This window comes from Bradyrhizobium canariense (assembly GCF_019402665.1).
GTDB classification, from domain to species: Bacteria; Pseudomonadota; Alphaproteobacteria; order Rhizobiales; family Xanthobacteraceae; genus Bradyrhizobium; species Bradyrhizobium canariense.
In genome coordinates, this window is sequence record NZ_VSST01000086.1 from 53372 (window position 1) to 78466 (window position 25095).

General features: G+C 64.1%; 23 protein-coding genes. 10 read left to right on the plus strand and 13 right to left on the minus strand.

What is annotated here, in order from left to right; all coding sequences use genetic code 11:
* Positions 1–51 precede the first annotated feature (51 nt).
* Entirely contained in the window at positions 52–1017 is a 966-nt protein-coding gene (locus FXB41_RS36105) for a sugar-binding protein (protein WP_007594182.1), read from the minus strand.
* A 254-nt stretch (positions 1018–1271) separates the two neighbouring features.
* Here FXB41_RS36105 and FXB41_RS36110 point away from each other — a divergent pair, with 254 nt between their 5' ends.
* Complete coding sequence (locus tag FXB41_RS36110; RefSeq protein ID WP_219685146.1) at positions 1272–2534, plus strand: ROK family protein; 1263 nt, start codon at positions 1272–1274, stop codon at positions 2532–2534.
* A 394-nt stretch (positions 2535–2928) separates the two neighbouring features.
* Here the strand turns inward: FXB41_RS36110 and FXB41_RS36115 are convergent, their stop codons facing one another.
* The 5 genes from FXB41_RS36115 to FXB41_RS36135 all read right to left on the minus strand — a co-directional run bounded on the left by FXB41_RS36115 (position 2929) and on the right by FXB41_RS36135 (position 7477).
* Positions 2929–4260: an LLM class flavin-dependent oxidoreductase gene (locus FXB41_RS36115; protein ID WP_219685147.1), complete on the minus strand. Its 1332-nt coding sequence runs from the start codon at positions 4258–4260 to the stop codon at positions 2929–2931.
* A 3-nt stretch (positions 4261–4263) separates the two neighbouring features.
* Positions 4264–4689 carry an OsmC family protein gene (locus tag FXB41_RS36120; protein WP_219685148.1) on the minus strand — a complete coding sequence of 142 codons (426 nt, stop codon included), beginning with the start codon at positions 4687–4689 and terminating at the stop codon, positions 4264–4266.
* Positions 4690–4719: 30 nt separating this feature from the next.
* Complete coding sequence (locus FXB41_RS36125) at positions 4720–5802, minus strand: ABC transporter substrate-binding protein (protein ID WP_219685149.1); 1083 nt, start codon at positions 5800–5802, stop codon at positions 4720–4722.
* A 20-nt stretch (positions 5803–5822) separates the two neighbouring features.
* Entirely contained in the window at positions 5823–6482 is a 660-nt protein-coding gene (locus FXB41_RS36130; RefSeq protein ID WP_311985940.1) for an ABC transporter ATP-binding protein, read from the minus strand.
* A gap of 65 nt (positions 6483–6547) precedes the next feature.
* Positions 6548–7477, minus strand: coding sequence for an ABC transporter permease subunit (locus FXB41_RS36135; RefSeq protein WP_219685151.1), 930 nt, complete (start codon positions 7475–7477; stop codon positions 6548–6550).
* Positions 7478–7935: 458 nt separating this feature from the next.
* On the opposite strand from FXB41_RS36135, the gene FXB41_RS36140 reads away from it, so the two are divergent.
* The 4 genes from FXB41_RS36140 to FXB41_RS36155 are packed head-to-tail and all read left to right on the plus strand — an operon-like array spanning position 7936 to position 13187.
* Complete coding sequence (locus tag FXB41_RS36140; RefSeq protein WP_219685152.1) at positions 7936–9588, plus strand: ABC transporter substrate-binding protein; 1653 nt, start codon at positions 7936–7938, stop codon at positions 9586–9588.
* Between the two features lie 40 nt (positions 9589–9628).
* Positions 9629–10639, plus strand: coding sequence for an ABC transporter permease (locus tag FXB41_RS36145; RefSeq protein ID WP_219685153.1), 1011 nt, complete (start codon positions 9629–9631; stop codon positions 10637–10639).
* On the plus strand, positions 10636–11484 hold the full coding sequence (locus FXB41_RS36150) for an ABC transporter permease (RefSeq protein WP_219685154.1): 849 nt from the start codon (positions 10636–10638) through the stop codon (positions 11482–11484). The genes FXB41_RS36145 and FXB41_RS36150 overlap by 4 nt, the downstream gene beginning before the upstream one ends.
* A complete protein-coding gene (locus FXB41_RS36155; RefSeq protein ID WP_219685155.1) occupies positions 11463–13187 on the plus strand; it encodes an ABC transporter ATP-binding protein in 1725 nt (574 codons plus the stop codon). Before FXB41_RS36150 ends, FXB41_RS36155 begins: the two co-directional genes overlap by 22 nt.
* 25 nt (positions 13188–13212) lie before the next feature.
* Here the strand turns inward: FXB41_RS36155 and FXB41_RS41255 are convergent, their stop codons facing one another.
* Positions 13213–14226 carry a DUF2891 domain-containing protein gene (locus FXB41_RS41255; RefSeq protein WP_311985941.1) on the minus strand — a complete coding sequence of 338 codons (1014 nt, stop codon included), beginning with the start codon at positions 14224–14226 and terminating at the stop codon, positions 13213–13215.
* Entirely contained in the window at positions 14223–15146 is a 924-nt protein-coding gene (locus tag FXB41_RS41260; RefSeq protein WP_246649461.1) for a bile acid:sodium symporter family protein, read from the minus strand. The genes FXB41_RS41255 and FXB41_RS41260 overlap by 4 nt, the downstream gene beginning before the upstream one ends.
* A gap of 89 nt (positions 15147–15235) precedes the next feature.
* Here FXB41_RS41260 and FXB41_RS36165 point away from each other — a divergent pair, with 89 nt between their 5' ends.
* Positions 15236–16129: a LysR family transcriptional regulator gene (locus tag FXB41_RS36165; protein WP_219685157.1), complete on the plus strand. Its 894-nt coding sequence runs from the start codon at positions 15236–15238 to the stop codon at positions 16127–16129.
* A 178-nt stretch (positions 16130–16307) separates the two neighbouring features.
* The gene (locus tag FXB41_RS36170) at positions 16308–17666 is read left to right on the plus strand and encodes an FAD/NAD(P)-binding protein (protein WP_219685158.1); all 1359 of its coding nucleotides are present in this window, start codon (positions 16308–16310) and stop codon (positions 17664–17666) included.
* Here FXB41_RS36170 and FXB41_RS36175 read toward each other — a convergent pair.
* From FXB41_RS36175 to FXB41_RS36190, 4 genes are all read right to left on the minus strand, one after another.
* Complete coding sequence (locus FXB41_RS36175; RefSeq protein ID WP_219685159.1) at positions 17659–18441, minus strand: class II aldolase/adducin family protein; 783 nt, start codon at positions 18439–18441, stop codon at positions 17659–17661. The two genes, FXB41_RS36170 and FXB41_RS36175, sit on opposite strands and share 8 nt — an antisense overlap.
* 16 nt (positions 18442–18457) lie before the next feature.
* A complete protein-coding gene (locus FXB41_RS36180) occupies positions 18458–19450 on the minus strand; it encodes an NAD(P)-dependent oxidoreductase (RefSeq protein WP_219685160.1) in 993 nt (330 codons plus the stop codon).
* A gap of 136 nt (positions 19451–19586) precedes the next feature.
* Entirely contained in the window at positions 19587–19970 is a 384-nt protein-coding gene (locus FXB41_RS36185) for a 4Fe-4S dicluster domain-containing protein (RefSeq protein ID WP_219685161.1), read from the minus strand.
* Positions 19967–21538 (minus strand): FAD-dependent oxidoreductase, encoded by a 1572-nt coding sequence (locus tag FXB41_RS36190; protein ID WP_246649462.1) that lies wholly within the window; start codon positions 21536–21538, stop codon positions 19967–19969. Before FXB41_RS36190 ends, FXB41_RS36185 begins: the two co-directional genes overlap by 4 nt.
* 490 nt (positions 21539–22028) lie before the next feature.
* Between FXB41_RS36190 and FXB41_RS36195 the strand changes: the two genes are divergently transcribed.
* From FXB41_RS36195 to FXB41_RS36205, 3 genes are read left to right on the plus strand one after another with little or no spacing between them, the layout of a single operon-like run.
* Positions 22029–23036: an ABC transporter substrate-binding protein gene (locus tag FXB41_RS36195; RefSeq protein WP_246649463.1), complete on the plus strand. Its 1008-nt coding sequence runs from the start codon at positions 22029–22031 to the stop codon at positions 23034–23036.
* A gap of 1 nt (position 23037) precedes the next feature.
* Positions 23038–23853, plus strand: a complete 816-nt coding sequence (locus tag FXB41_RS36200; protein ID WP_219685163.1) for an ABC transporter ATP-binding protein — start codon at positions 23038–23040, stop codon at positions 23851–23853.
* Positions 23846–24670, plus strand: coding sequence for an ABC transporter permease (locus FXB41_RS36205; RefSeq protein ID WP_219685164.1), 825 nt, complete (start codon positions 23846–23848; stop codon positions 24668–24670). The genes FXB41_RS36200 and FXB41_RS36205 overlap by 8 nt, the downstream gene beginning before the upstream one ends.
* On the opposite strand, the gene FXB41_RS36210 is transcribed toward FXB41_RS36205, so the two are convergent.
* On the minus strand, positions 24667–25068 hold the full coding sequence (locus FXB41_RS36210; protein ID WP_219685165.1) for a DUF3088 domain-containing protein: 402 nt from the start codon (positions 25066–25068) through the stop codon (positions 24667–24669). The two genes, FXB41_RS36205 and FXB41_RS36210, sit on opposite strands and share 4 nt — an antisense overlap.
* Positions 25069–25095: the final 27 nt, after the last annotated feature.

Consider the following 25095-nt stretch of genomic DNA (forward strand, 5'->3'; position numbering starts at 1 on the left):
TCATTTCCTCCCGCACGACGCCCGGCGGACGTGCCGCCGGGCGCCTGATACTCACTTCTTGAGGAGGTTCTTCATGTCTGCGGTGAACGCCGCGACGTTGGCCTTGCTGATTACCTTGGTCGGCACGATCAGCTTGCCCCCCGCCGGGATCCAGGACTTGTCGCCGTTCAGCGTCTTGATGATGTTGGTGGCGGAGAGATAGCCGAACTCGTAGGGCTGCTGCACCACCGTCGATTCGATCGTGCCGTCGGAAACGCCCCGCAGCGTGCGCTGGTCCTCGTCGAAGCCGACGATCTTCACCTTGCCGGCCTTGCCCGCCGCCTTGACGGCGTCGTAGATCAGCGGTGTCTCGTAGCTCCAAAGGCCGGACAACAGCGCGATGTCGGGATATTTGACGAGCACGTTCTCCATGTTCGCCTTGGCCTTGGCGAAGTCCACCTGGTCGGTGAACACGTCGACCAGCTCGACCTTGGTGCCGGCGATCGCGTCCTTGATACCCTGCACCCGCTCGCGGGCATTGTCCGCATCCATCGTGCCGACGAACAGCGCGATCTTGCCGCCGTTCGGCAGCGCCTTCTTGATCTCCTCGCCTGCTTGGCGTCCGGCCGCGACGTTGTCGGTGCCGATATAGGCAAGGCGATTGCTCTGCGGCGCGTCGCTGTCCGTCGTGATCAGCACGGTCTTGGCCGCAACCTTGTTGAGCTCTTCGGTTGCGTGCGGCGCATCATCCACCGAGATGGAGATGCCGGCGACGCCGCGGACCAGCAGGTCGTCCAGCTCGCGCCGCTGGCCGGCCGCGGTGGCCTCGTTGGTGACGATCAACTGGATGTCGTATTCCGGGTGCTCCTTCTGAGCCTTCTCGAGCCCACGGCCCGCGATGGTCCAGAAATCGGCCGCGGCATTGGTGACGAGCGCAATGGTCTTTTTCTGCTGAGCCTGCGCCATCCCCGTGGCCATCGCGAGCGCGGCGGCGGTCGCGAGCAGCGGCACTATCAATTTCTTGATTGATCCGTTCATGTGTATCTCCCTTTGTTCACCCACTCCGGGGCTTCACAGCGCTTTTGCGCCCTTATTTTATTTACGCCGCGAAGAAATGACGCAGCGTAAAGTGTCAAGATCAGGATGTACGAGCGTCTTATTCAAGCGTAACTAGTACATAAGGTACGATATTAGTAAACATGGCGCCCAAAGACGTTTTCCGAATGTGCTTTTTACGCCACAGTACTGCACCGCGCGCATATTAAATTCACCAATAGAATTAAAGGGGCAACATGGTTGACCAGACTGAGCCGCCGAGACGCGTTTCAACCGTGGCCCGCGGCTCGAACCGTGGCCGCCTGGTCGAAGTCTTGCGACGCCAAGGGCCGTTGCCGCGTGTGGAGCTCGCCCGGAACACGGGATTGAGCTTCCCGGCCGTTTCAGGCCTGACGTCGCGGCTGATCGCGGAAGAGATGCTGTGCGAGACCGAGACAGCGGCAACCGCATGGTCCGACGATCCCGACGAAGAGGATGCGGACGGGCCGAATGGCCGTCGCCGCGGCCGGCCGGCCGTGCTGCTGACCTTGAACCCGGAGTTCGGGCGCATCGTCGCGATCTCCGTGCGTATGAACCTGATCGAGACGCTGATCGCGGATTTCCGGGGCTCCGGCGTGGCGCAGTCGCGACTTGCACTGTCGACGCGCGCGCTCGATGCAGGCGCGCTGCGCGATCTCGTGATCGCGCAGATCAATGCGCTGCTCGATGCGACGGCGACGCCGCGCCATCGGCTATTGGGAATCGGGATTGCGCTGCAAGGCATCGTGAACGTCGACACCGGCACGACGCTGTGGAGTCCCGCGCTGTCGATCACCGAAGTCGATCTGGCGACGCCGATACGTCAGGCGTTCGGGGTCGAGGTCGTGATGGCGAACGACGCTGTCGCGGTCGCGCTCGCCCTCACGTCCGCCGAACCGGCATTGGCGCAAGGCCTCTCGGCCACGATCATGGTCGGTCACGGCATCGGGATGGGCGTCGTTGCCGATGGTGAAGCACGCTGGGGCGCCGGCAGCGAGATCGGCCATGTCAAGCTGGCGCCGGACGGCCCGCAATGCCGCTGCGGCCAGCGCGGCTGCATCGAGGCTTATCTTGCCGATTATGCGCTCTACCGCGACGCCCGCACCTTTCTCGATCTGCCGCCGGCGGACTCGCAGCAGCCGTCCGAAGGACAGATGGCTCTGTTGCGCGAGCGTGCGCTGGGCGGCGATCCACGTCTCGAGCAGCTGTTCCTGCAGGCAGGTCGCGCCCTCGCCGAGGCGGTCGCCGCAACGATATCGGTGCTGCGCCCACACCATGTCATCCTGGCGGGTCCAGGCCTGATGGCATTCGACATGATGCGCCACGCCTATGAAGAGCGGCTCGAGCAGTCGGTGTTGCCATGGCTGCTCAGGTCCACGGCGATCCATCTGCGTCCAAGCGAATCGACGGTCATTGTCGAGGGCATGGTGCGGCGGACGCTGCGGGTCGTGGACCAAAACCACATGGAAGCGACCGAGTAAGCGCCGCGAGCTAAGCGCTGGCTGGGGCGGGAGGGATCGAACCTCCGAATGGCGGAATCAAAACCTGCTTGATTATATAGTGATTTCAAGGCGCATTTGGAAAAAACGGTCGAAACACACTCCAGTAGTTTCAATAGGTTGACTACTGTTTCCAAATGAAAATGGGCAGCTAGCGATCGATTGAGCAACGCAGCTGCCCTTCAGATTCGCTTGGGCGTGGCGCGCGCTAACACGCAGGCAAGTGCCCTTGAACAAGCATCTGAGGAGCCCGATAAAGCGGCTAATTAAGAGTCAGCTGGGAGTTCAGAACAATCAACGACTTAGTGGTCACACACCTGGGTTTGACCGACTGGAAATGGGCATTCGTCGCACGGTTATCACGGCCAAAGGGACCTCAGCTCGCCGGGCGCGGCAATCCCAGCAAGTCACGCAGGGTCGAACCGTCGTACTCGGTTCGGAACAGGCCGCGGCGTTGCAGCTCCGGCACGAGCCCCTCGACCAATTTCTCTAAACCGCCCGGAAGATATGGGACCTGCAACATGAAGCCGTCGCAGGCGCCGCCCTCGAACCACTCCTGCATGCGATCGGCCACCGTACCAGGCGTGCCGGCAAATCCGCTGGTGGTTCGCCCCGCACCGTAACGCTGCCCCAGCTCGGCGAGGCTCAAGCCCGAGCGCCGCGTCAATTCGGAGACCTCGCGGTAGTGCCCTTCGACACCGGGAACATCGAGATTCTCGGGCAGGACCTGATCCTGTGGGAAGCGCGAGAGATCGACGCCGAGATGATAGGACAATGTCGAGAGGCCGGACTCCGGATGCGATAATTCGTGGAGCTGGTCGTGCAGCGCCTCGGCCTGTTTGTCCGTCTCACCGATAACAGGGACAATGCCGGGCAGCACCTTGATCGTATTGGGGTCGCGACCGAAACGCACCGCGCGAGCGCGCAGGTCGTTGCGGAATTCGACAGCGACGTCGATCAGGCCTGGCGTCACGAAGATGATCTCGGCCCATCGCGCGGCGAAGTCGCGTCCGCGATCCGAAGCACCGGCCTGGATGAAGACCGGGCGTCCTTGCGGCGGCCGGCTGACATTGAGGGGCCCGCGCACATTGAACCATTTGCCGGAATGGTCGATCCGGTGCACCCGCGCAGGATCAGCGAACAGCGGCGCCTGGCGATCGCGGACCAGCGCACCATCCTCCCACGAATCCCACAGCTTGGTCACGACCTCGAGAAACTCGTCGGCGCGTTCGTAGCGCCCCTCGCGTGAGAGCTGCTCAGTCAGGCCGAAATTGCGAGCCTCTGCCTCCTGAAACGAGGTGACTATGTTCCAGGCGGCGCGACCGCCGCTGAGGTGATCGAGCGTCGCGAGCGCGCGCGCCAGGACATAGGGTTGGGCGTAGGTTGTCGAAATGGTCGCGCCGAGACCAAGATGCTTTGTCGCGCCCGCGATGATCGAGAGCACCACTAGCGGATCGAGCCGCAGCGCGCCCAGCGCACCATAGCGGAGCTGGCTGTCAACGCTGCCGCCCAGCGTGTCCGGGATTGCAAGGATGTCCGCGATGAAAAGAAGATCGAACCGCCCCTGCTCCAGCAACCGCCCGATGTTCTGATAGTAGGCAGCGGACAGCAGGTCGCCGTCGGCTTCCGGATGCCGCCATCCGGCGTGGCTTCCGGAGACGGGACCTGCGGAGACAAAGGCGGCAAGGTGGAGCTTCTTGTCAGGCATGCATCAGCTCACAGTCCAGGAGATCTCGACGGGACCGCCGCGCTTCAGCGTGTTGTAGATCGGGCAGTTGGCGGTGAAACCGGTAACAAGCCTCTCAGCCTCGCCCGCCGTGACGCCGGACAGGCGCACGACGATCCGTATCCATTCGTATTGCGTAGGATCGGTCGCGTGACGCCGGAACGAAACTTCGGATCCGGCCTCATGCAGCCGAATCCCCTGCTCTTTCGCCGTCTTCTGAATCAGTCCAAGCGAGCAGCTACCGAGCGACGACAGCAGCAATTCGCCGGCGTTGATCGCTTCGCCGGGACCGCCGACGGCGACGCGCTGGTCCGAGATGAAATGGTTCGTCCTTGCACTAAGCAAATAGCGGCCGAAGTGGCCAATCGTGGCAGAGGTGATCGACACCGTCTCGGCGGCCTGACTGCTCATGATGTTTCTCTCGTGTTTTCGTGTGGCCGCTTACGCGCCGAGCTCCAACGCAACGGCCTTCTTCGCGGCGTCGAACTGGGTGCCGAGCAGGAATGATCGGACGTCGACCTTATTCGGCAGCACGCCGAGCGCGTGGAAATTGTCGGCGAGATCCTGGGCCGACGCTGCCGCCGCATCATCGATCGGCTTGAGCGCAACCGCGGTCGACTCCGACAGCCTGGCATCGCGGACAAGTTTCTCGTAGACGGCCTGCTCGGTCCCGTTCGGCGGAAAGCCGCCCTGCGAGGCCCACAGCGCAACGGACTCGGCCGGGTGCGCGAAAATGTAGGCTTGTGTCTCCCGGATGATCTTCACGAACTTGGCGAAGAGCTGCGGATATTCCAACGCGACGTCACTGCGCGCGACGTAGAAGGCGTAGTCGTAGGTCTTCACGTCAGGCAGCAGACGGGACTTGCCGCCGAGCTTTGTCAGCGCCAGGGCCGTGGCCGGCTGCCAGTGAATCCAGCCGTCGATGCTTCCTTGCGCGAAGGCCGTGAACGCATCCGCACCGCTCAAGCTGACGGCCTGGACGTCAGACAATCGCAAGCCGGCAGTCTCCAGATATTTGATCAGGCTGTAGGTGCCCGTGGTACCGTTCTGGTGGGCGATCTTCTTACCTTTCAGATCGGCCGCTGTCTTGATCGGCGAGTTGGCCTGCACCAGGAAATCGACTTCATCGACTGGCAGCGGATAGGCCGCAAGCGGCACGATCGGTACGCGCGCAGGAACGGCGTTCACAACCGCGGTTGCGGTTGCAAAGGTGAAATCGACGGAGCCGGCCTTGATCGCCTCCATAACCGGCAGCGACGCGGTAAAGCCGGGTTGCCAGACGATCCTGGTGCCGAGCTCCTGCTCGAGATTGCGGCCACCCACGCCTGCGCGCAGCGATGCCCAGACGCCGGTGCGGCCGTCTCCGATCACTGCGACGGTCAGTTGCGACGGCGCCGGCTCCGCGGCCTTCGCGCGCGGCATCCCACCTAAACCTGCGGACGCCGCAGCAAGTCCCGCGCCGACCGACAACACCGTTCGCCGGGAGATACCAACGCGATCGCTGGTCGCGCCATTCAAAGTCATGTCGTCATCCTTTTGTCTATTCATGCAACGGCAGCCAAGTCGCGCTCGGCCGTCAGCAGACCGTCGAGCAGTTCCTCCTTCAGAGTCGCCAGCGCCGGATCGCTGCGATGCCGGGGACGCGGCTGATCGAAGATCAAGTCGCGTGCGATGCCTCCATCCTTGACCAGGAGCACGCGATCGGAAAGCAACAACGCTTCCTCCACGTCGTGCGTTACCAGCACGACGGTGCGGGGCCGCGCGACGAGCAACTGCTCCAGCAGCAACTGCATCGCAGCGCGGGTGATGGCGTCGAGCGCGCCGAACGGCTCGTCGAGCAGCAACAGGTCTGGCTCGTGGATCAGCGCCCTCGCCAGCGCCACGCGCTGGCGCTGGCCGCCGGACAGGCCCACCGGAAATTCACTTTCGCGCCCCTGCAACCCGACTGCGTCGAGGATACGCCCGGCGTCCCCCTTCCTGCCCTTGACGCCCAGCAATACGTTGCCGAGCACGGTCCGCCACGGCAGCAGGCGATCCTCCTGGAACATCAGGCGCACGTCAGCCTTGTGGCCCGTCGCGCGAAGCTCGATGCGACCGCGCGAGGGCGCGTCCAGACCTGCCACGAGGCGCAGAAGTGTCGACTTGCCAGCTCCGCTTGGTCCGATGATCGAGACGAACTGGCCGGCGGCGATGTCGAGATCCACGCCGTTCAGAACCGTGCGGCCGGCAAACGATTTTCCGACCGAGCGCAGGCTGACGCTGGCTCCGCTCATGCCTTCACCCGATCCGCATAGCTCGGATGCCAGCGGAGCAACCGCCGTTCGATCAAGCGCGTGACGAGGTCCGACAGCCAGCCTGCGATGGCGTAAAGGATGATGGCGAGCACGATGATGTCGATGCGCAGCAGCTCACGGGCGTTCTGTACGAGATAACCAACGCCGTCCCGCGACGCGATCGTTTCCCCCACGACCAGGGTGAGCCAGGCAACGCCGAGCGCATAACGCATGCCGACCAGGATCGGCTGCAACGCCGCCGGCAGAATGATCGACCAGACCAGTTCGGCGCGGCCAAGCCCGTAGGATCTTCCGAGTTCGATCAGTTTGGGATCGACGTTGCGGATGCCCCCTACCGTGTTGATGTAGACCGGGAAGAGCGAACCCATCGCCACGAGAATGAGCCGCGGCTCCTCCCCGATGCCGAACCAGAGGATCATCAGCGGGACCAATGCCAGGTGCGGTATGGTCCGGATCATCTGCAGCGACCGATCGAACAGATCGTGCAACAGCTCGAACAACCCGACGGCCAGGCCGAACAGCAGCCCACTAAGGGCACCGATGCTGAAGCCGATGGCGACCCGGCGAAGGCTGACAAGAATGTCGTGCTGCAGCTCGCCGCGCTTGGCAAGCTGCCGCGCAGCGTCCCAGATGTCGGAAGGAGCGGGCACGATGGCTGTAGACACAATTCCTGTCGCCGACAGGAATTGCCAGACCAGAAGCAGGCCCAACGGTAGAAACCAGGGCAGCACGACCGAACGCCATGCGAGCCCGCGCTGATGCAATCCCGCGGCCTTGGACAGGCGCGAAACGTCGGCAACCACCGTCACCACAGACTCACCGGCGCGCAAAAATGGTTCCGTGCGACCAGCTGCAGGCGCCGTTTTTTTATCGGCAGGCCCGGAAAGTAACGACGCATCCGTCATGAAATCGAACTTGCTCCGTCTCACGAGACGGCGCCACCTTCGCAAACTCCGGCGCGCAATTCGATGGTAGGAAAATCCGTTCTTCGGTCGCGGGCATTAGTGCGGTTCTACCGCGCGCGGGATTTTGCAGAATGTCCTTTCAATCCGGCGCTACCCTGCGCGAGTTGATGCGCTAGAAGAGGAGAATCTCGAAGCTGAACTCGAGTTGGCGTGCGATCGAAAATCGCGATTGATGCGTTTTCGGTCGTCAGCGGACCGCAATCGTGCACGTTCGCACGAAAAACAAAACGGCTGTCGCGCACGTGGCCCACTGCCGAGGCATTTGTTGTCCGTCTCACGCCAAATTTGGAATGGCCAGGTCTCTTCGTTTCGCTTCTCCTGAGCGGAAACTCCGATCGTGCCAAAGCATCTCCGGGAACCGTGACCCGATCGGCGCCAGCAATCATCAGGGGCTATCCATGACCGCACGCTTTTCTTCTCGCCCTCTCTCCCGGCGTCGCCTGTTGGCCGCGACCTCGATGGTGGCGGCCGTTGCCTTGACGGCAATGGCGGGCCTGTCTCCGGTTAAGAGTGCCGGCGGTCCGCGCGACGGCGGTGATATCACCTTCCTGATCGATTCCCTGGGCGGCACCTGGATTCCGAACAACAGCTCGATTTCCAGCTTCCAGGGCCACATCTGGGGCCACGTAACCGACAAGCTCGTCTATGTCGATGCCGACGGTAAAGTCAGTCCCTGGATCGCCGAGAGGTGGGAGCAGAGCAGCGACGCCACCCAGTTCACCCTGCACCTCAAGAAAGGTGTGACGTTCTCCGATGGCACCGCACTCGACGCATCGGCCGTCGTCGCCAATCTCGACATCTGGTACGCTGGGCGGAAGAGCGAGGCCATCAACCCGGTTGGCCTCTTCCCGAAGACCTACGACCGCGCCGAGGCCGTCGACCCCACCACTGTGAAGGTCTTCTTCAGGGCGCCGACGCTCGGCTTCATTCCGACCCTGGGCTATCACGGCTCAATTCTCATCTCCCCGAAGACGCTCGCGCAGCCCGCAGCCCAGCAAGCTGACCTCAGCAAGACATCCGGCAGCGGGCCCTATGTGGTCGCCTCCTGGAAGGAGGGCGACTTCGTCAAGCTGGTGAAGCGCAAGGACTACAATTGGGGCCCCGCGGCTGTCGGCCACACCGGCCCGGCCTATCTTGACTCGATCACCTACAAGATCGTGTCCGAACCATCGTTGCGGGTCGCCGCCGTCCAGTCCGGCCAGGCCGACATCGCCTACAGCCCCTCACCGCAGCAACTCAAATCGCTCAAGGATGCCGGCTTCACCACCGCAACGCCACGCTATCTCGGCTTCGTCAACGGCCTTGCGGTCAACACCAGGCTGGAGCCGTACAATGACGTGAAGGTGCGACAAGCGCTCCAGGCCGGGATCGACCGGAAGGAGATCATCGACACCATCTATACGCCCGACTGGAAGCTGGCGACGTCCTTCATCCAAAGCAACGTGCCCGGCGCGACCGACCACAGCGACCTCCTGGCCTACAACCCAGGCAAAGCCGAGAAGCTGCTCGACGAAGCTGGCTGGGTGAAGGGGGCCAATGGCATCCGCACCAAGGACGGCAAGCAGCTGTCGCTCACGCTTCACTCCAACCCCTACCTCGCGACGGCGAAGTCGATCGACGAGCTCATCGCCCAGCAGCTCGGCAGGATCGGCTGGAAAGTCACCATCCGCGCCTATGACGTCGTGACGTTCGGCGAGAAGGTGCGGTTCGGCGGGCCGGCGGTGCCGGCCTATGAGGTGACCCGCAGTTTCATCGATGCCGGCACGGTCGCCAGCATCCTCACCGATTCCAACAACGGCGAGAACTGGTTCAATCTCGGCGAGGGCGACAAGAAGCTCAACGAGCTCCGCGACAAGATTGCCGGCGCCTCCTCGCTCGAGGTTCGCAATCCGCTGCTCGATGAGTTGCAGACCTACGTCCTGGAGCAGGGCTACTTCATCCCGCGCACGCAGATCGTCCAGCGGATCTACGTACAGTCCCCGAGGCTCAAGGGCGAGGTCTACAACGGCATCGCCTACGCCAGCTATTACACGGCCACGAAGGGCGAGTGAGGCGCGCCATGCGAGCGAATAACGTGACGAGGGTGCCGGCATGAGCCATGCTTACCTTGCCGGTGCCGCAAAACGCATCGCGCAGGCCAACGTCGTGATCCTGCTCGCTTACGTCCTTACGTTCGTCGTCGTCAGCATTTTGCCGGGCGACCCCATCACGAACGTTCTGCGTGATCCCCAAAACGGGTTCGGCGAGGACGAAATCAAAGCGATCATCGCTGCCCAAGGCCTCGATCAGCCGATTCCGGTTCAGCTCTGGACATCGCTGTCCCATTTCGTCGTCGGCGACCTTGGTCTGTCGATGCGGTCCAGCCGCCCCGTCGCGACCCTGATCGCCGAGGTTCTTCCTTCAACGCTGATCCTCTCATCCGCCGCCTTCGCAATCGCGCTGCTGCTGGCGGTGACGATCGGCTACGGTACGCAATTTGTTCCGAAACGATTGGGCCAGGGTCTGCTGCGCGGCTTCCCGTCGTTTTTCCTGTCGGTGCCCAATTTCGTTATCGGCCTGGTGCTGATCCACCTGTTCGGCTTCCAGCTCGGCCTGTTCCGCGTGATCGCACCCAACAGCTTCTGGGCGACCTGCTTCGCCGCGGTCGCGCTCGGCATCCCCGTCTCCGCGCGGATCGCCGAGGTGCTGATTGCAAATCTCGACAAGGAGTCCGAGCAGGAATACGCCGCCGTCGCGCGCGGCCGCGGTCTGACGCAGATGCGCCTCTTTGCCAAACATCTGCTCAAGCCGTCTTCGCTCCCGGTCGTCACCGTCATCGCGCTCGCCATCGGCGAACTTCTCGGCGGATCGCTGATCACCGAGACGGTGTTCGGTCGCACCGGCATCGGCAGCCTGGTGCAACGCGCGGTGAGCACGCAGGACCTGCCCGTCCTGCAGGCGGTCGTCTCACTCGCGGCGGTCGTGTTCGTGCTCGTCAATTTGATCGCCGATCTCGTCTATCCGCTGCTTGACCCGCGCGTGAAGCTGGTCGGCGATTCCAGGGTGCGCCGGACCACCGCTGACGACAGCGCGATTGCCTCATCCGCAACGGTGACATCATGACGCTCGCCTCCTTCTCCTCCGCTTCGCGCGTCGCGTCGATCGGCCCGCCGACAGCTCTGCGGGTACCACCGACCGTAGCGCTTTCCTTTGCGGTCATCGCGATTGTGATCGCCTGGTCTGTGGCACCAAGCTTGTTCACGGGCCAGAGCCCGATCGTCGGCGTCCCCGCTGACAAGCTGCTCGCCCCCAGCACGGCGCACTGGTTCGGCACCGATCACCTCGGCCGAGATCTCTATACCCGCGTCGTCTATGGCACGGCGTCCTCGGTGACGAGCGCGCTCGTTGCCGTCGTCATCGCCACCTTTACCGGCGGCTTCATAGGGCTCCTGGCCGGCTTCCTCGGTGGCTGGGTGGACGTCGTGCTTGCCCGCCTGGTCGACGTGCTGCTGGCGATCCCGAACTTCCTGCTGGCAGTCATCGTCGTCACCGCGATCGGTTTCGACACAACGAACGCCGCGATCGCGACCGGCGTCTCGGCGGTCGCGGTGTTCGCCCGGGTGATGCGTTCGGAAGTCATCAAGACCCGGCAGGCGGTTTTCGTAGAAGCGGCGTTCCTGATGGGCGGCTCGCGCTGGCACATCCTGTTGCGACATGTGTTGCCGAATGCGTCGCGCTCGGTGCTCCCGCTCGCCGTGCTGCAGTTCGGCCTGTCGATTCTGGTGATCGCGAGCCTCGCCTTCCTCGGTTATGGCGATCCGCCGCCCGCATCCGACTGGGGCCTGCTGATCTCGATCGGCAAGGACTACCTCAAATGGCCGTGGCTGGTGTACGCGCCCGCCTTCGTCACGATCGCGACCGTCCTCTCCGTGAACAGGATCAGCCGATGGCTGCGCAAGACAGACTGACCACCAGCACATTCACACGCGCCGAGCTCGCCGCGCCGGTGCCGCTGCGTCCGATTCCGCTACTCCGGGTCGACGGCCTGTCGGTTTCCTACGGGCCGCACGAAGTCGTGACCAATGTGGGGTTCGAGCTCGGCCGCGGCGAGAGCCTTGCCCTCATCGGAGAGTCGGGCTCGGGCAAGTCGACGATCGCCCGCGCGGTGCTGCGGCTGCTTCCCAGCGGCGGGCGTGCCACCGGCCGCGTCGCCTTCGATGGCCAGGAGGTGCTGGGGATGTCCGAGCGCGGCTTCCGGCCGCTGCGGGGACGAGCCATCGGTTTCGTGCCGCAGGATCCCGGCAACGCACTCAACCCGGTGCGTACGATCGGCGCCCAGGCGCAGGAGGCGGCCGCGCTGCTCGACGAGCCCGACAAGGCGATCCGTAAGCAGCTCATCCTGGAGACGTTCGCCGAGGTCGGTCTCGACAATCCCCGGCGGGTCTACGATTCCTACCCGCACCAGCTCTCCGGCGGCATGCTCCAGCGCGTGCTGATCGGCCTTGCGATCCTGCCACGGCCGGCATTACTGGTCGCGGACGAGCCGACCTCCGCGCTCGACGTCACGATCCAGAAGCGGATTCTCGACCTGCTCACGCGGCTGCAGCACGACCTCAAGATCAGCTTGCTCCTCATCACCCACGATCTGGCGATCGCGGCCGAGCGCGCGAACTCGCTCGTGGTGCTCAAGGACGGCGTCATTCAGGAAGCCGGCCGGCCTGCTTCCGTCTTCTCCTCGCCTGCCTCGGCCTATGCCAGGAAGCTGCGCGCGGATGTTCCGGCGCTCAACCCTGATCGTTATGCAGCGCTGCGCGACACGGGTTTTCGTGCCCTCAAGACCGGCGGCGGCGACACGCCGAAGATTGGCGTCAGCGCCGTCACCAAGACTTTCACCGTCGACGGCAAGACGCTGACGGCGGTCGACGACATCTCATTCACGGTCCCGGCCGGCACCACGCACGCGCTGGTCGGCGAGTCCGGCTCGGGCAAGACGACGGCGGTACGGCTGTTGCTGGGCCTCGAGCAACCCGACACCGGGACCATCGCGGTGGCCGGCGAACAGATCACCGGTCGCTCGCCGGAGGCGCTGCGAGCGGCGTGGCGCCACCTTCAGCTCGTCTATCAGAATCCGTTCACCTCGCTCGATCCGACCTGGACCATCGAGCGGCTCGTGCGCGAGCCGCTCGACCGTTTCAATATCGGAACTAGCAAGGAGCGGGTCGCGCGCGTTCGCGAGGCGCTGGCCGATGTCGGGCTCGGTGAGCACCTGCTTTCGCGCAAGCCTGGAGCCCTGTCAGGCGGCCAGCGACAGCGCGTGGCCATCGCCCGAGCGCTGGTCCTCAAGCCTGATGTGATCGTTCTCGACGAGCCCACCTCCGCCCTCGATGTCAGCGTCCAGGCCGACATCGTTGAAGTCCTGCTCTCGCTGCAGGCCAATTTGGGCCTGACCTATGTGTTCGTCTCTCACGACCTGGCGCTGGTGCGCCAGCTCGCTCACACCGTTTCGGTGATGCACCGCGGACGGATCGTCGAACATGGGACCGTCGCCGCTATCTTCGATAATCCGCAGCAGCCCTATACGAGGTCGCTGCTGGCGTCGATCCCGTCAGGTGTCGCCGATCCCACGCAACTACCGCACGCGCGCCCTCGGCTGATGGCGACTGCGGATTGAGTGACCGCAGCAAGCTTCTGCTGGCTTACATCCCATCATCCAGCGCGAGAACGGCGAAGCTCGCGAGCCAGTGTTCGCCCATGTAATGCTCGGCGATATGCGGAAGGGCTGCGGCGAGATGTTCTTGTGCCGCCTTGTGAGCAATGGCGCGCCGCTCGTCGTCTGCCGGCAAGGCGTCGCCGAGAGAGCGCCAGCACCAGGCTCTGCTGAGATTAAGGCCGTCGAGGTGCGCGATCTTGCCGTCGGTGCGATCCGCGACCGTGGCAGGCCGGAACAGCGTCGCCGGCTGCCTCTCGGCCAATCGCGGCAGAAACCGGTCAAACCAGGGCAGGAACGTGTCTGGCGGCAACAGGCGCCGCATGCACTCGGCCTGGACGAGAGCCGAGGACTGGAAATCGTCACCACTCGGCTCACCCCAGGCCGGGCAGTCGCTGTCATCACCATACCAGCGCAGGCCGGTCTCGCGCAGCAGCTTCGCCAGTTCGTCATCCTTCCTGATATCGGCATAGTCGGCCGCCATCCGCAAACCGAATGCCGTGTTGAAATGCGTGCCGACGCGCACCGGATAAGTCGCCCGCGGCAGAAAGTCACGAAAGCGCTGGCCGATGATTTCGGCCAACGGCGCGAGATTGCTGCTCCATCGCGCATCGGGATGAAGGCTCAGCTCGGTGGCGAGCTTCAGGAGCCACGCCCAGCCATACGGCCGCTTGAAGCCGCGGGCGGTCGGCCGGGCAAAGTAGGCGCACTCGGCAGCAACCTTCTCGGACACGAACTGCGTGTCGAACAGCGCGCGGATGTCGGACGCTGAGGAAAGGTCAGGAAACCGACGCAGCAGCCGCGCCAGCATCCAGTAACTGTGGACGCAGGAGTGCCAGTCGTAGCTGCCATAGAAGATCGGGTGCAGCTCGCTGGGCGTGCGGGCGTCCGCAGATTCGGCGAGCGCGTGGTCCACATTGTTCGGATATTCGCGCCTGACATGGCCGAGCGCGATGCGGGCGAAATGCTGGGCGTGATCGAGGGAAAGACGGGGCGTGGTCACGGCTTGGCCTTTCGAGTGTGCCGGCTGATCAAAGTCTCGATCAGACGCGGCAGGAGGTAGATCGGAAATTGCGTCGCGGCGAAGTATAGGGCCATGCGCGGCGAGGCGGCAGCGCCCAGCGCCGACCAGACCAGGCCGACATTGCGATTGCCGAGAATGAGCCCGACTGTCAGGCGCTGGGCAAAAGTCTCCGGCAGCAAAGCGGCGCCCGCAACCTGAAGGGCGATATTGCAGGCGAAGGCAAGCACGAGACAGAGCGTTGCGGCCTGCAGATCGCCGGCGATCTGCGCACGGATACCGGACATCGTCGCCACAGCAAAGACGAGAAGTGCCGCGACGATGATCCCGTCGACCACGCCGCCATGGGCAGCCAGAACTGGCGCCGCATGCCGACGGAGCAGAAAGGCGATGCCCTCCGCGCTGCTGATCAACAGCGCCAGCCGCATCGCAAGCTCGGACGCGCTGATCTCGAGTCCGCCGAACCAGCCTGCGAGAAGCGGCACGGTGATCGGCGCCAGCACCATCGACAACACCGTCACGACGAGCGGCACCGCGCCGTCGAGCCCGAGCATGCGCGCCACCGCCGCCGTTCCGCTCGATGGCGGCGCCGACACGGCGAGCACGACCGCAAGCGCGAGTTCCGGAGCAAGACCGAGAGAGTGACCGGCAACACCGATCGCCAACGGGCAAGCAACCATGACAACGGCCGGCAAGAGCACGGACAGCGACGGCCGACGCAGCACGGCGACGACGGCCTCGCCATCGATCCGCAGCAGCGTCCCCAGCACGATCAGGAAGATCGTTGCCGGCATCAACGGGCGAGCCAGATCCGCGAACGCCGGACATACAAGCCCGAGCAGCACGCCAAGCGCCAGCAATGTCGGTCCACGCGGGATGAGGCGCAGGAGTGAGGGTCGCATACGCCCGGTCCAATCATGTCGTCTTCAGCAGAAGAGCACTCCCCGCATCATTCTTGAAATCGATTATTGCTATGGCTATCATCGGCTAAATGAATTTAGCTTCAATCGACCTTAACCTCTTGGTCGCCTTCGAGGCGCTGATGGAGGAGCGCCATGTGACCCGCGCCGGCGAGCGCGTTGGCCTGGCACAGCCATCGATGAGCAGCGCGTTGACGCGGCTGCGCACGCTGTTTCGCGACGAGCTGTTCGTGCGCTCGGCCTCCGGAATGCAACCGACGGCCAAGGCGCTGTCGCTGGCGCGGCCGATCAGCGACGCACTAGGGCAGATCAGGGGCGTGCTCGAGCCCAAATCGGCGTTTGATCCCGCAACAACCCGCCGTCGGCTGTCGATTGGCGCGACCGACTATGGCGATCTCGTCGTTGTGCCTCCCCTGGTCGAGGCGCTACGACGGGAGGCTCCGGCGGTCGATCTCGTGGTGCGCCCCATCATCGAGCCTGCGTTGAGTGTCGCGAGCCTCGAACGCGGCGACGTCGACGTGCTGATCGGCGGCCACCTTCCCGCCTCCCCGCGCATCACAAGATGCCCCCTGTTCAAGGAGAATTTCGTCTGCATTCGTGACGCCAAACGTGCCGGACGGAAAACTCGGCTCACCAGGGACGAGTATGCACGCCTTCCGCATGTCCTGTTCTCGTCGGCCGGCGGCGACGGGCTTCCCGGCGCCATCGATACGATGCTGAGCCGGCACGGGCACAAGCGCCGGATCGCGATCACGCTCGCCCATGTCGTCGCGGTGCCGTTTGCTGTCGCCGGAACCGATCTCGTGGCCACCATGGCCGAGCGCATCGCGCGCCGCTTCGCGGCCGCCGCCGGCGTATCCGTCGTTCCGGCTCCCTACGATGTGGAGGCATTCGCTATCGATTTGCTCCATACCCGCCGAGCCATGACCGACCCGGCGCTGCGGTGGTTCATCGAAATTGGTTAGCCGTGTCTGCAGACAAATCTGACACGATATTCCAACGAATGGCAGCTCGACAGAAAACGGCTGCCCTTGATGACCGAAGAAGAGAATATTGCACTTGTCTGACTATCAACGCATTTGAACGATAGAACCAACTCCAGTCTTGCGACGTTGACCACCAATCAAAACGGGGGGCGGCACGATGGGTCCGGAGGGGCGGCATGCGATCGTCATCGGCGGGGGTGCCAGCGGCGTGCTGCTGGCTTTTCAACTCCTCAAGACCAACGCACCTGATCTCCGCGTCACGCTGATCGAGAAGCGGGCGGAGATCGGACGCGGACTTGCCTATCACGCAGGCAATCCCGAACATCTCCTTAACGTGCGCGTGACGAATATGAGCGCGCTGCCCGACGATCCCGAACATTTCTGGAACTGGCTGTGCGCACGGGCCGCCGGGCCGCTGTGTCCGGATCCCTATTGCTTCGTTCCGCGGCAGACCTACGGGGACTATCTCGCCGATTTGATCGCGCCGCTGAAATCGCGCGACCGGTCTCACGGCCTCACCATCGTGCATGGCGAATGCGCGGCCATCCGGGAAACTCCGTCTGACGTCGCGGTCACACTTGCAGACGGAACATACATCACCGGGAGCACGGCTGTTCTTGCGACGGGGCATGACGCCGCAGCCCCGCTACTGGCGGGCCATGCCGAACCCTGGACCTCACCCACGGACGCCGGCATAGACCCGAACGCCACCGTACTCATCCTCGGCACGGGTCTTTCGATGGTGGACTACGTCCTGTCGTTGCTTCGCTGCGGACACCAGGGGCGGATCGTCGCAATGTCGCGGCGGGGCCTCCTGCCAAAGGCCCACCGGCGCGTCGACCCGATGCGCTTCGCCGAGCGGGAAATACCGTTCGGCGCCGAGATCGGACCATTATTGCGCTGGTTTCGCCGCCGCATCGAGCTGCACGCCACCGAGGGCGGTGACTGGCGCGGTGCCATCGATGCGATCAGACCCTTCACTCAGCGGCTTTGGCAGGAGCTGCCATTGAGCTCCCGGCGCCGTTTCCTGGAGCACGCCCGCGCCTGGTGGGATGTCCATCGCCACCGCACGGCGCCGGAAGTCGAGACTCGCATCGCGGAGGCTCTCGCGACGGAGCGGCTGACGGTCATCGCCGGCAAGCTCGCCGCCATCGCGCCGAACGTCGGCGGCGCGCTCGTTCGCTATCGCAGGCGGGGCCAAAGCGAGACGTCCGAGCTTCAGGTCGGAGCCATCATCGACTGCACCGGGATCGTCCGGGATCCCGGCGCCAGCACCAACCCGGCCGTCCGCAGCCTGCTCGACCAAGGCCTTGCCCGGATCGATCCGCTGCGGATCGGCATCGACGTCACGCCGGACTGCGCGATCGTCAACCGTGACGGATCCCCCTCGCGCCGTCTGTACGCCGTCGGCCCGCTGACGCGGGCCGCGTTCTGGGAGATCATTGCCGTTCCCGACATAAGGCAGCAATGCGCGGAGTTGGCTGGCCGGCTCCGCGCGTTCAACGGTCCTAGTTGAACAGATCCGGCTCGGCCTGCGTGATCCAGTCCCAGAGCGGCTGGAAGCTGAAATAGCCGCCCTTGTGCGTACCGACCTGCCGCGAGGTCAGGCTGGCGATCTCATGGGGGATCGGCTTTGGCGTACCGGCGGCCTCGGCGAGCAACTGGGCGCGCGCGGCGTTGTCCATGGCGATGTACCACCACGCAGCCGCCTCGATGGTGGGTCCGACCGTCAGCAGGCCGTGGTTCTGCAAGATGGCGGCCTTCTTGGATCCCAGCGCTTGCGCGATCTTGCGGCCCTCTTCCGCCTCCAGCACGACGCCGGAGAATGGGTCGAACAGCACGTGATCCTCGTAGAAGGCGCAGGAATCCTGCGTCAGCGGATCGAGCAGACGGCCCAGCGCCGACCAGGCTTTTCCGTAGGTGGAATGGGTGTGGGCGGCCGCGATCACCTCCGGATGCGCGGCATGGATCGCCGAATGAATCACAAAGCCGGCCTGGTTGATCGGCTTGTCGCCGATCAAAATGTTGCCGTCATGGTCGACCAGCTGAAGGTCGGACACCTTGATCTGGCTGAAATGCTTCGACAGCGGATTGATCCAGAACCGTTCGGGAAACTCCGGATCGCGCACGGTGACATGGCCCGCGAGCCCCTGATCGAAGCCGTAGCGCGAAAACAGCCGGAACGTCGCGGCAAGCCGCTGCTTGCGATGCAGCCGCTCCTCCTCGAACGTCGCCGCCGGCGTGTGCTCGACCAGGGAGTATTTCTTCGGCTTCTCGACGACCTTGTTCATTGTTCCGGTTCCTTTTCTAGTACTCGAGGTTCCTATCGAAGACGTCGGCCAGCGCCACGCCATGCGCATAGGCGTCGAGGTTGACCAGCGTCTTGTCGGCCAGCCGCCTGGCGTCCTCGCCACCCGTCCACGACACGTGCGGGGTCAGGACGACCTTGGGATGGTCATAGATCGGATCGCCCTCCAGCGGCGGCTCGGGATCGGTGACATCGAGCGTTGCGCCGGCAATCCGACCCTCGTCGAGCGCCTGCAACAGCGCCTTCTGATCAACGATCCGTCCACGCGCGACATTGATCAGGTGCAGCGATGTCTTGGCGCGTGCCAGCACGTCGGCGTTGATCAGGCGCGCCGTCTTCGTCGTCGCCGGCAGCGCAAGGACGAGATGATCGGAAACTTCGACCAGTTCCTCGATGCTATCGACCGGCTGGATGCCCGGAAGGACATATGGCCACGCCGAGCGCCTGAGAACCCTGATGTTGACGCCGAACGGCTTGACGCGCTCGACGACGGCGCGGCCGATCGCGCCGAAGCCCGCGATACCGATCGTCTTGCCGCTGAGCGAGCCCAGCGGGGTGATCTTCCATTCTGCACGGCTGCGCGGCCGGATCTCGTGGATGCGCTTCTCGAAACCAAGGATCGCCGCAAGGACATATTCCGCGATCGGATCGGCCGAAATGCCGCGGCCAACCGTAACCACCGGGCCATCGAGCAGCCATGCCGGAAAGAAATCGACGCCCGTCGATGCGGTCTGAATCCAGCGGAGGCCAAACGGCCAGCCCACCGGCTTCTCCGTAGGCGCACCGTGCCAGCCCGCCAGCGGCCGCGTCAGCAGCACATCGGCCTCGGGGGCGATCTCCCAAGGCGCGCGATCGGCGGGATGATCGATGATCAGCGGTCGCGACCAGTGATCGGCCAGCGCGGTCCGAATTTCCGGACCAAGCTGATTGACGATGATCGGTGATCGCACGCTGGTGGATACGCGCCGGCTTTCAATTCGGGGGGTATTCATGTCCTGCAGCTTTACGATGGCATTAACGAGGACATGCTATGCGCTCAGATCAAGATAGTCTTTTCAAAGATCGCCGCGGTCCTGCAACAACAGGACGACGCATCTCGGCACGACATAAGAGTTTGTCTCTCCGAACTCACTTCGTGCGGATAACGTCAGCAGACGTCACCTTCGCCTGAGCCGCCGCCTCGCCGGCACGGCGGAAGACGTTCTCCATCAGCCATTGCTCGTTGGGAAACTGCTCCGCCCACTCATCCCAGCCGGAATGCTTGCGATATTGGCCAAGGCGCCCGGACGCCAGCACGTCCTCGGTGCTCACGGCAACGCGGCGGTCGCAATCGGGCGCGACGTAGATCGCGTCTGCACGGCAATAGAGTTCGCACAAGAAACAAGTCTGGCAATCCTCGACGCGCGCGAGAACCGGCAAGCCGTCGCGGCCGGGATCGAGCACGTTGGCCGGGCACACCTCGATGCATGCCCCGCAATCGGTGCAGCGCTCCGCAACGATGAGTTCGATCATGACACCGCCTTGAGCTGACCGGGTTGGACGCCCGCAGAGCGACGATCCAGCGCGACCCAGACCCGATCCAATCCGCCGCTGAGCAGCCGCCCGGCCAATCGCGCATCCTGCACGGGATGATCCTCGCGACGGTGAAGTCCCCTGCTCTCATTACGCACTGCCGCCGTGGCGACGGACCAGCGTGCAGTGGCCAGCAGCGCCGCTGTCTCCCGCAAGGCGATCGAACTCGCCTGTCCGTGATTGGCCACCTCATTCCAAAAACCTTCGAGCGTTTGCGACGAGGCCGCGAGCCCTGCACCCGTGCGGAACAGATTCTTGTCAAACGGATGCATTTCGGCGCGCACGCCGTCCCTGGCTGCGGCCTTGTCAACGTCCTTTGGCCGGCCACGCGGACGCAGCCCGGCCTGCCCAAGCGGCGAGAGCTCCGTTGAGCGACTTTTCGTGCTGCGCGCCACGCGCGCGGCCGCGGCTCCCGCGAATACGCCGGACGACAATGCCCACGCCGAATTGACGTTGCCGCCGCCGGAAATCGCGCCCGCGACCTTTTCGCGCGAGGCGTTGTCGCCGGCGACGAACAGTCCCGGCACCGACGTCGCGCCATTCACATCATCGACGCGCACACCGCCGATGCCGCGGATCGTGCCGTCATTGTGCAGCGTGACTTCGAACCGGTCGCGGTAGGGATCAATCCCCCAGCGGTCGAACACCAGCGGCACGTTGGGCGAGATCGTGTGGAGCCTCGCCTTGATGTCGTCGGGGAGGCGATCGAGCGAACAGTAGACCGGTCCGCGTTGCAGCGCCCGCGCGAGACGGACGGTCTGTTCGGGACCGAAGGGAAGATCGAGCTCGTACCCGTCGACGTCGTAATAGGTCGCGAACGCATAGGCCATGCTTCGCGTCATCGTCGAATGCGCCGGCGCGATGGTGTAGGCCGCGGTAAACTCCATGCCGGACATCTCCGCACCCGCCTCGGCCGCCATGAGATAGCCGTCGCCCGTGTTGGTTTGCGACCCCAGCAGATGTGACAGGAAGCTGGTGCCGCCGGCCGCGAGCACCACCGCACCGGCTGCAATCCGATAGGCCCGGCCACCGACCTGCCGACGCTGACCACCCGCGCCGCCAATCGACCCATCGGACCGCGCTAACAACTCGAGAACGGGCGAGTGATCGAGAATGGTGACGCCGTGGTCCAGCACCTGCTGCCGCAACGCGCGCATATATTCAGGCCCGCGCACCGCGCGGTAGTTCACCCTCCCTTCGTCGTCCACGCCAAATTTGTAGTATCGAGCAAGCGTCGGCAGCGTGCGCCAGGTCTGATCGAGGATGCGATACATCCACTCTGTCTCGCCAAGGCCGAGGCCGGCGGCAATCCGACTGGCGACGGCCGTGTCGCGCGCCGCCGGAGGGTCCGGCGGCACCCACCAATGGCCCGGCCCCGCGGCCGCCGTAACGCCGCTGGTGCCGCAATAGCCCTTGTCAGCCAGCACCACCTTCGCCCCCGCCTGCGCGGCCGAGGTCGCCGCCCAGGCGCCCGCCATGCCGCCACCGACGATCAACACATCAGCCATCAGCGACAGTTCTTCAAGCGACGACGAAACCACCGTGGTCCTCCGGACAATGTGCGGCCGCCCTTCCGCGCCGGACGCAGAAGCGTGCCACCTTCTCGCGGCATGTTTGGGCGAGGCGGCGCGCAGGTCAATGAAAGGCAAAACTCTTTTCGCGGCTCAACGCGAGCAAGTCGTGCCGTCCTTGCCGGTGTCGGGGCGACGCCTGTTTCGTCGTAGAACAAGCTTCTCCAGCTGGGACGGCGGATAAAATGAAACTTCTCGGCCTAAGGCAGGCGAAAAGCGAATCAAAGCCTCTTCAAAACTCGAAAGAAGCTTCCTCATTGACACGCGATCGGAGAACAGATTCCCTACGAAGCGCAGCCACTCGAGCGCGATCGTTTCGAAATTGGCACAGCGACATCAGTTCACTGGACCGTCTGCCTGATTTCCTGAAGTGTGCCCCGCAAAGGCTCATGGCGAGCCGCTCGAACAGGAATTCAAGAGACATCAAATGAACGGATCGAAGCTTTTGCAGGCCGTGGCGCTCGCGCTGACGATCACGGCAGGTGGCGTAAACGGCCTCCGCGCGGAGACAGCTCAGCTTCGCATCGCCCAGCAATTCGGCATCGCCTATCTTCCGCTCATCGTCGCCAGCGAAAAGGGCCTGATCGAGCAGGAAGCCAAGGCGGTCGGCATTGCCGCGCCGAAGATCGAATGGCTCCGGTTGTCCGGCGCGGCGGCCATGAACGAGGCGCTGATTTCGGGCGGGCTCGATTTCGCCACGGCGGGCATCACGCCGATGATCCTGACCTGGGACAAGACGCGGACCACGGCCAAGATCATCGGCGTCGCCGCACTGGGCTCGATGGCCAACATCCTGACCACCAACAATCCGAACATCAAGACGCTGGCGGACTTCACCGAAAAGGACCGGATCGCGCTTCCCTCGGTGAAGGTCGGCTTTCAGCCGATCGTGCTCCAGATGGCGGCGGACAAGGCGTTCGGCAAGTACGACAAGCTTGACGAACTCACCGTCAGCATGCCGCATCCGGACGCGACGGCCCAGATCCTGTCGGGCCATTCCGAGATCACGGCGCACTTCACTTCGCCGCCATTCTCGCAGCAGCAATTGGCGAGCGGCAAAGTACATCAGGTCCTCAACAGCTACGACGTGCTCGGTGGTCCGCATACCTTCAACGTGGTCTACTCCACCACGAAGTTCGTCAATGACAATCCGAAAACGATCCAGGCGTTCGTCCGCGGTCTCGATCGGGCCAATGAGTGGATCAAGGCCAATCCGAAGGAAGCAGCCGCGCTCTACATCAAGGCGGAGGGTTCGAAGCTCGCGCCCGATTTCGTCGAGGGCATCATCCGCGACAAGGACGTCAACTTCACGACGGCTCCGGAAGGCGCCCAGAAGTTCGCGGACTTCGAGGCCAAGGTCGGCCTGATCAAGCAGGCGCCGGCATCATGGCGGGACCTGTTCTGGTCCGGCCTCGGAGAGAAGCCTGGAAGCTGACATGAACGTCGCTCCGCGACTGACGGGCCTCGCCGGCGACAAGGCGTCGCCAACGTTGCTTGAACTCGATCGCGTCAGCATAAGCTATCCGACCTCGGACGGGATTCTCACGGCGGTCGAGGACGTCAGCTTCAGGATTTCTGCCGGCGAACGGCTGGTGCTGCTGGGCCCATCCGGCTGCGGCAAGTCCACGCTGCTGCGCGCCGTCGGCGGCTTCCTCAAACCGAGTGCCGGCGAGGTCCGCATGAACGGTCGGCGCATCGGGGCCCCAGGCCCCGACCGTATGACCGTGTTTCAGGAATTCGACCAGTTGCTGCCCTGGCGCACGGTCCTCGGCAATGTGCGCTATGCCTTGGAGAGGGGAAGAGCGCTGTCCCGCCGGGACGCGGAGCAAATTGCCCGTCGCTGGCTCGAACGCGTCGGACTGAAGAATTTCGTCGACGCCTTTCCTCACACGCTATCCGGCGGAATGAAGCAGCGCGTTGCAATCGCGCGGGCCTTTGCTTTGGAGCCGGCGCTGCTGCTGATGGACGAACCCTTTGCTGCGCTGGACGCGTTGACGCGGCGCCAGATGCAGGACGAACTGCTCAGGCTATGCGAGGAGACGGGGAACACCGCCTTGTTCGTGACGCACGGCATCGACGAGGCGATCCGCGTCGGGACCCGTATCCTGGCCCTGACGCCACATCCCGGACGGCTGGCCGCGACGTTCGATGTCCCGCCGGAAACCCGGGCCCGTGGCACCGCAGGTTTCGGCGAGCTGGAACGGCGGATTCAGGAGACTGTGTTCTCTGCTCCGGAAATCGGCCATGTCTGACATCGGGGCTCCAAAACTCGTTCGCGCGCCTGCGTTGCGGCGCGCGCTCGCGGGAACGCCCTGGCGGCGCTTCATCATCCTCGCCGGCTTTGCTCTCGTCTGGGAGCTCTATGCGCGCTGGCTCGACAACGGGCTTCTGCTGCCGACCCTGGGCGCGACGCTCTCGGCGCTGTGGTCTGCCATCCTGTCGGGCGAACTGCCGAACCGCGCGTTGACCTCGCTACGGGTTCTCATCACCGGCTACGCGCTGGGCGTTGTCATCGCGGCGGTGCTCACGACCTTCGCGGCCCTGTCGCGCTGGGGCAATGAAGCCCTCGGCCTGTTGACCTCGATGTTCAACCCGCTCCCCGCGATCGCACTACTTCCCATCGCGCTGCTGTGGTTTGGTGTGGGTACGCCGAGCCTCATCTTCGTGATCGTGCACTCGGTTCTGTGGCCGGTGGCCCTCGCCTGCTACGGCGGTTTTCTCGCGGTGCCGCCGACGCTGCGAATGGCCGGCCGCAACCTCGGCCTTTCAGGCGGCCGGTTCGTCGCGGAAATTCTGGTGCCAGCAGCGTTCCCTCAGATCCTGTCGGGCCTGCGGATGGGCTGGGCTTTCGCCTGGCGCACGCTGATCGCTGCCGAGTTGGTGTTCGGCGTCAGTGCCCGCTCCGGCGGAATCGGCTGGTTCATCTACACCAACCGCGCGCAGCTGGAGACGGCGAGCGTCTTTGCGGGACTGCTCACCGTGATTCTGATTGGTCTCCTTGTGGAGGGCGTGATCTTCCGAACCCTGACGCGGATCACGGTGCAGCGTTGGGGCCAGGTGCAAACCTAGTGCGTGGCCGCCCCGGGAAGCGTCGGGTCGACGTCATGGCGATCGATGCCCTCGTGGTGAACATATGGGAATGCGTAGCGGTCTGCCAGATAGCGGAGTATCCGCTCCGAGGAATCGAGGAAGCGCCGGCCGTTGGCGACACCGGCATCCTCTGGCACCGGCTGGGTCTCGTCGAAGACCAGGACCGGAAGCGATTGATGTTGCTCGCCCAGAATCTCGACGAGCGCCGTTCGAGGCCGCAGGAATGGCAGCCGATGCACCTCGATCTGCGTTGCGAGACCGGGAAACGACGCCAGTAATCCCTCGATTGCGTTGCAGTGCGGGCAGACGAAGAAGCGCCCCGGCTGGTCGGGATCTTCAAATCCTGGCTTGAGCAGGAACAGGCGATCTCCACTCATGACCGTTCTCCGGATTCGACATGATCT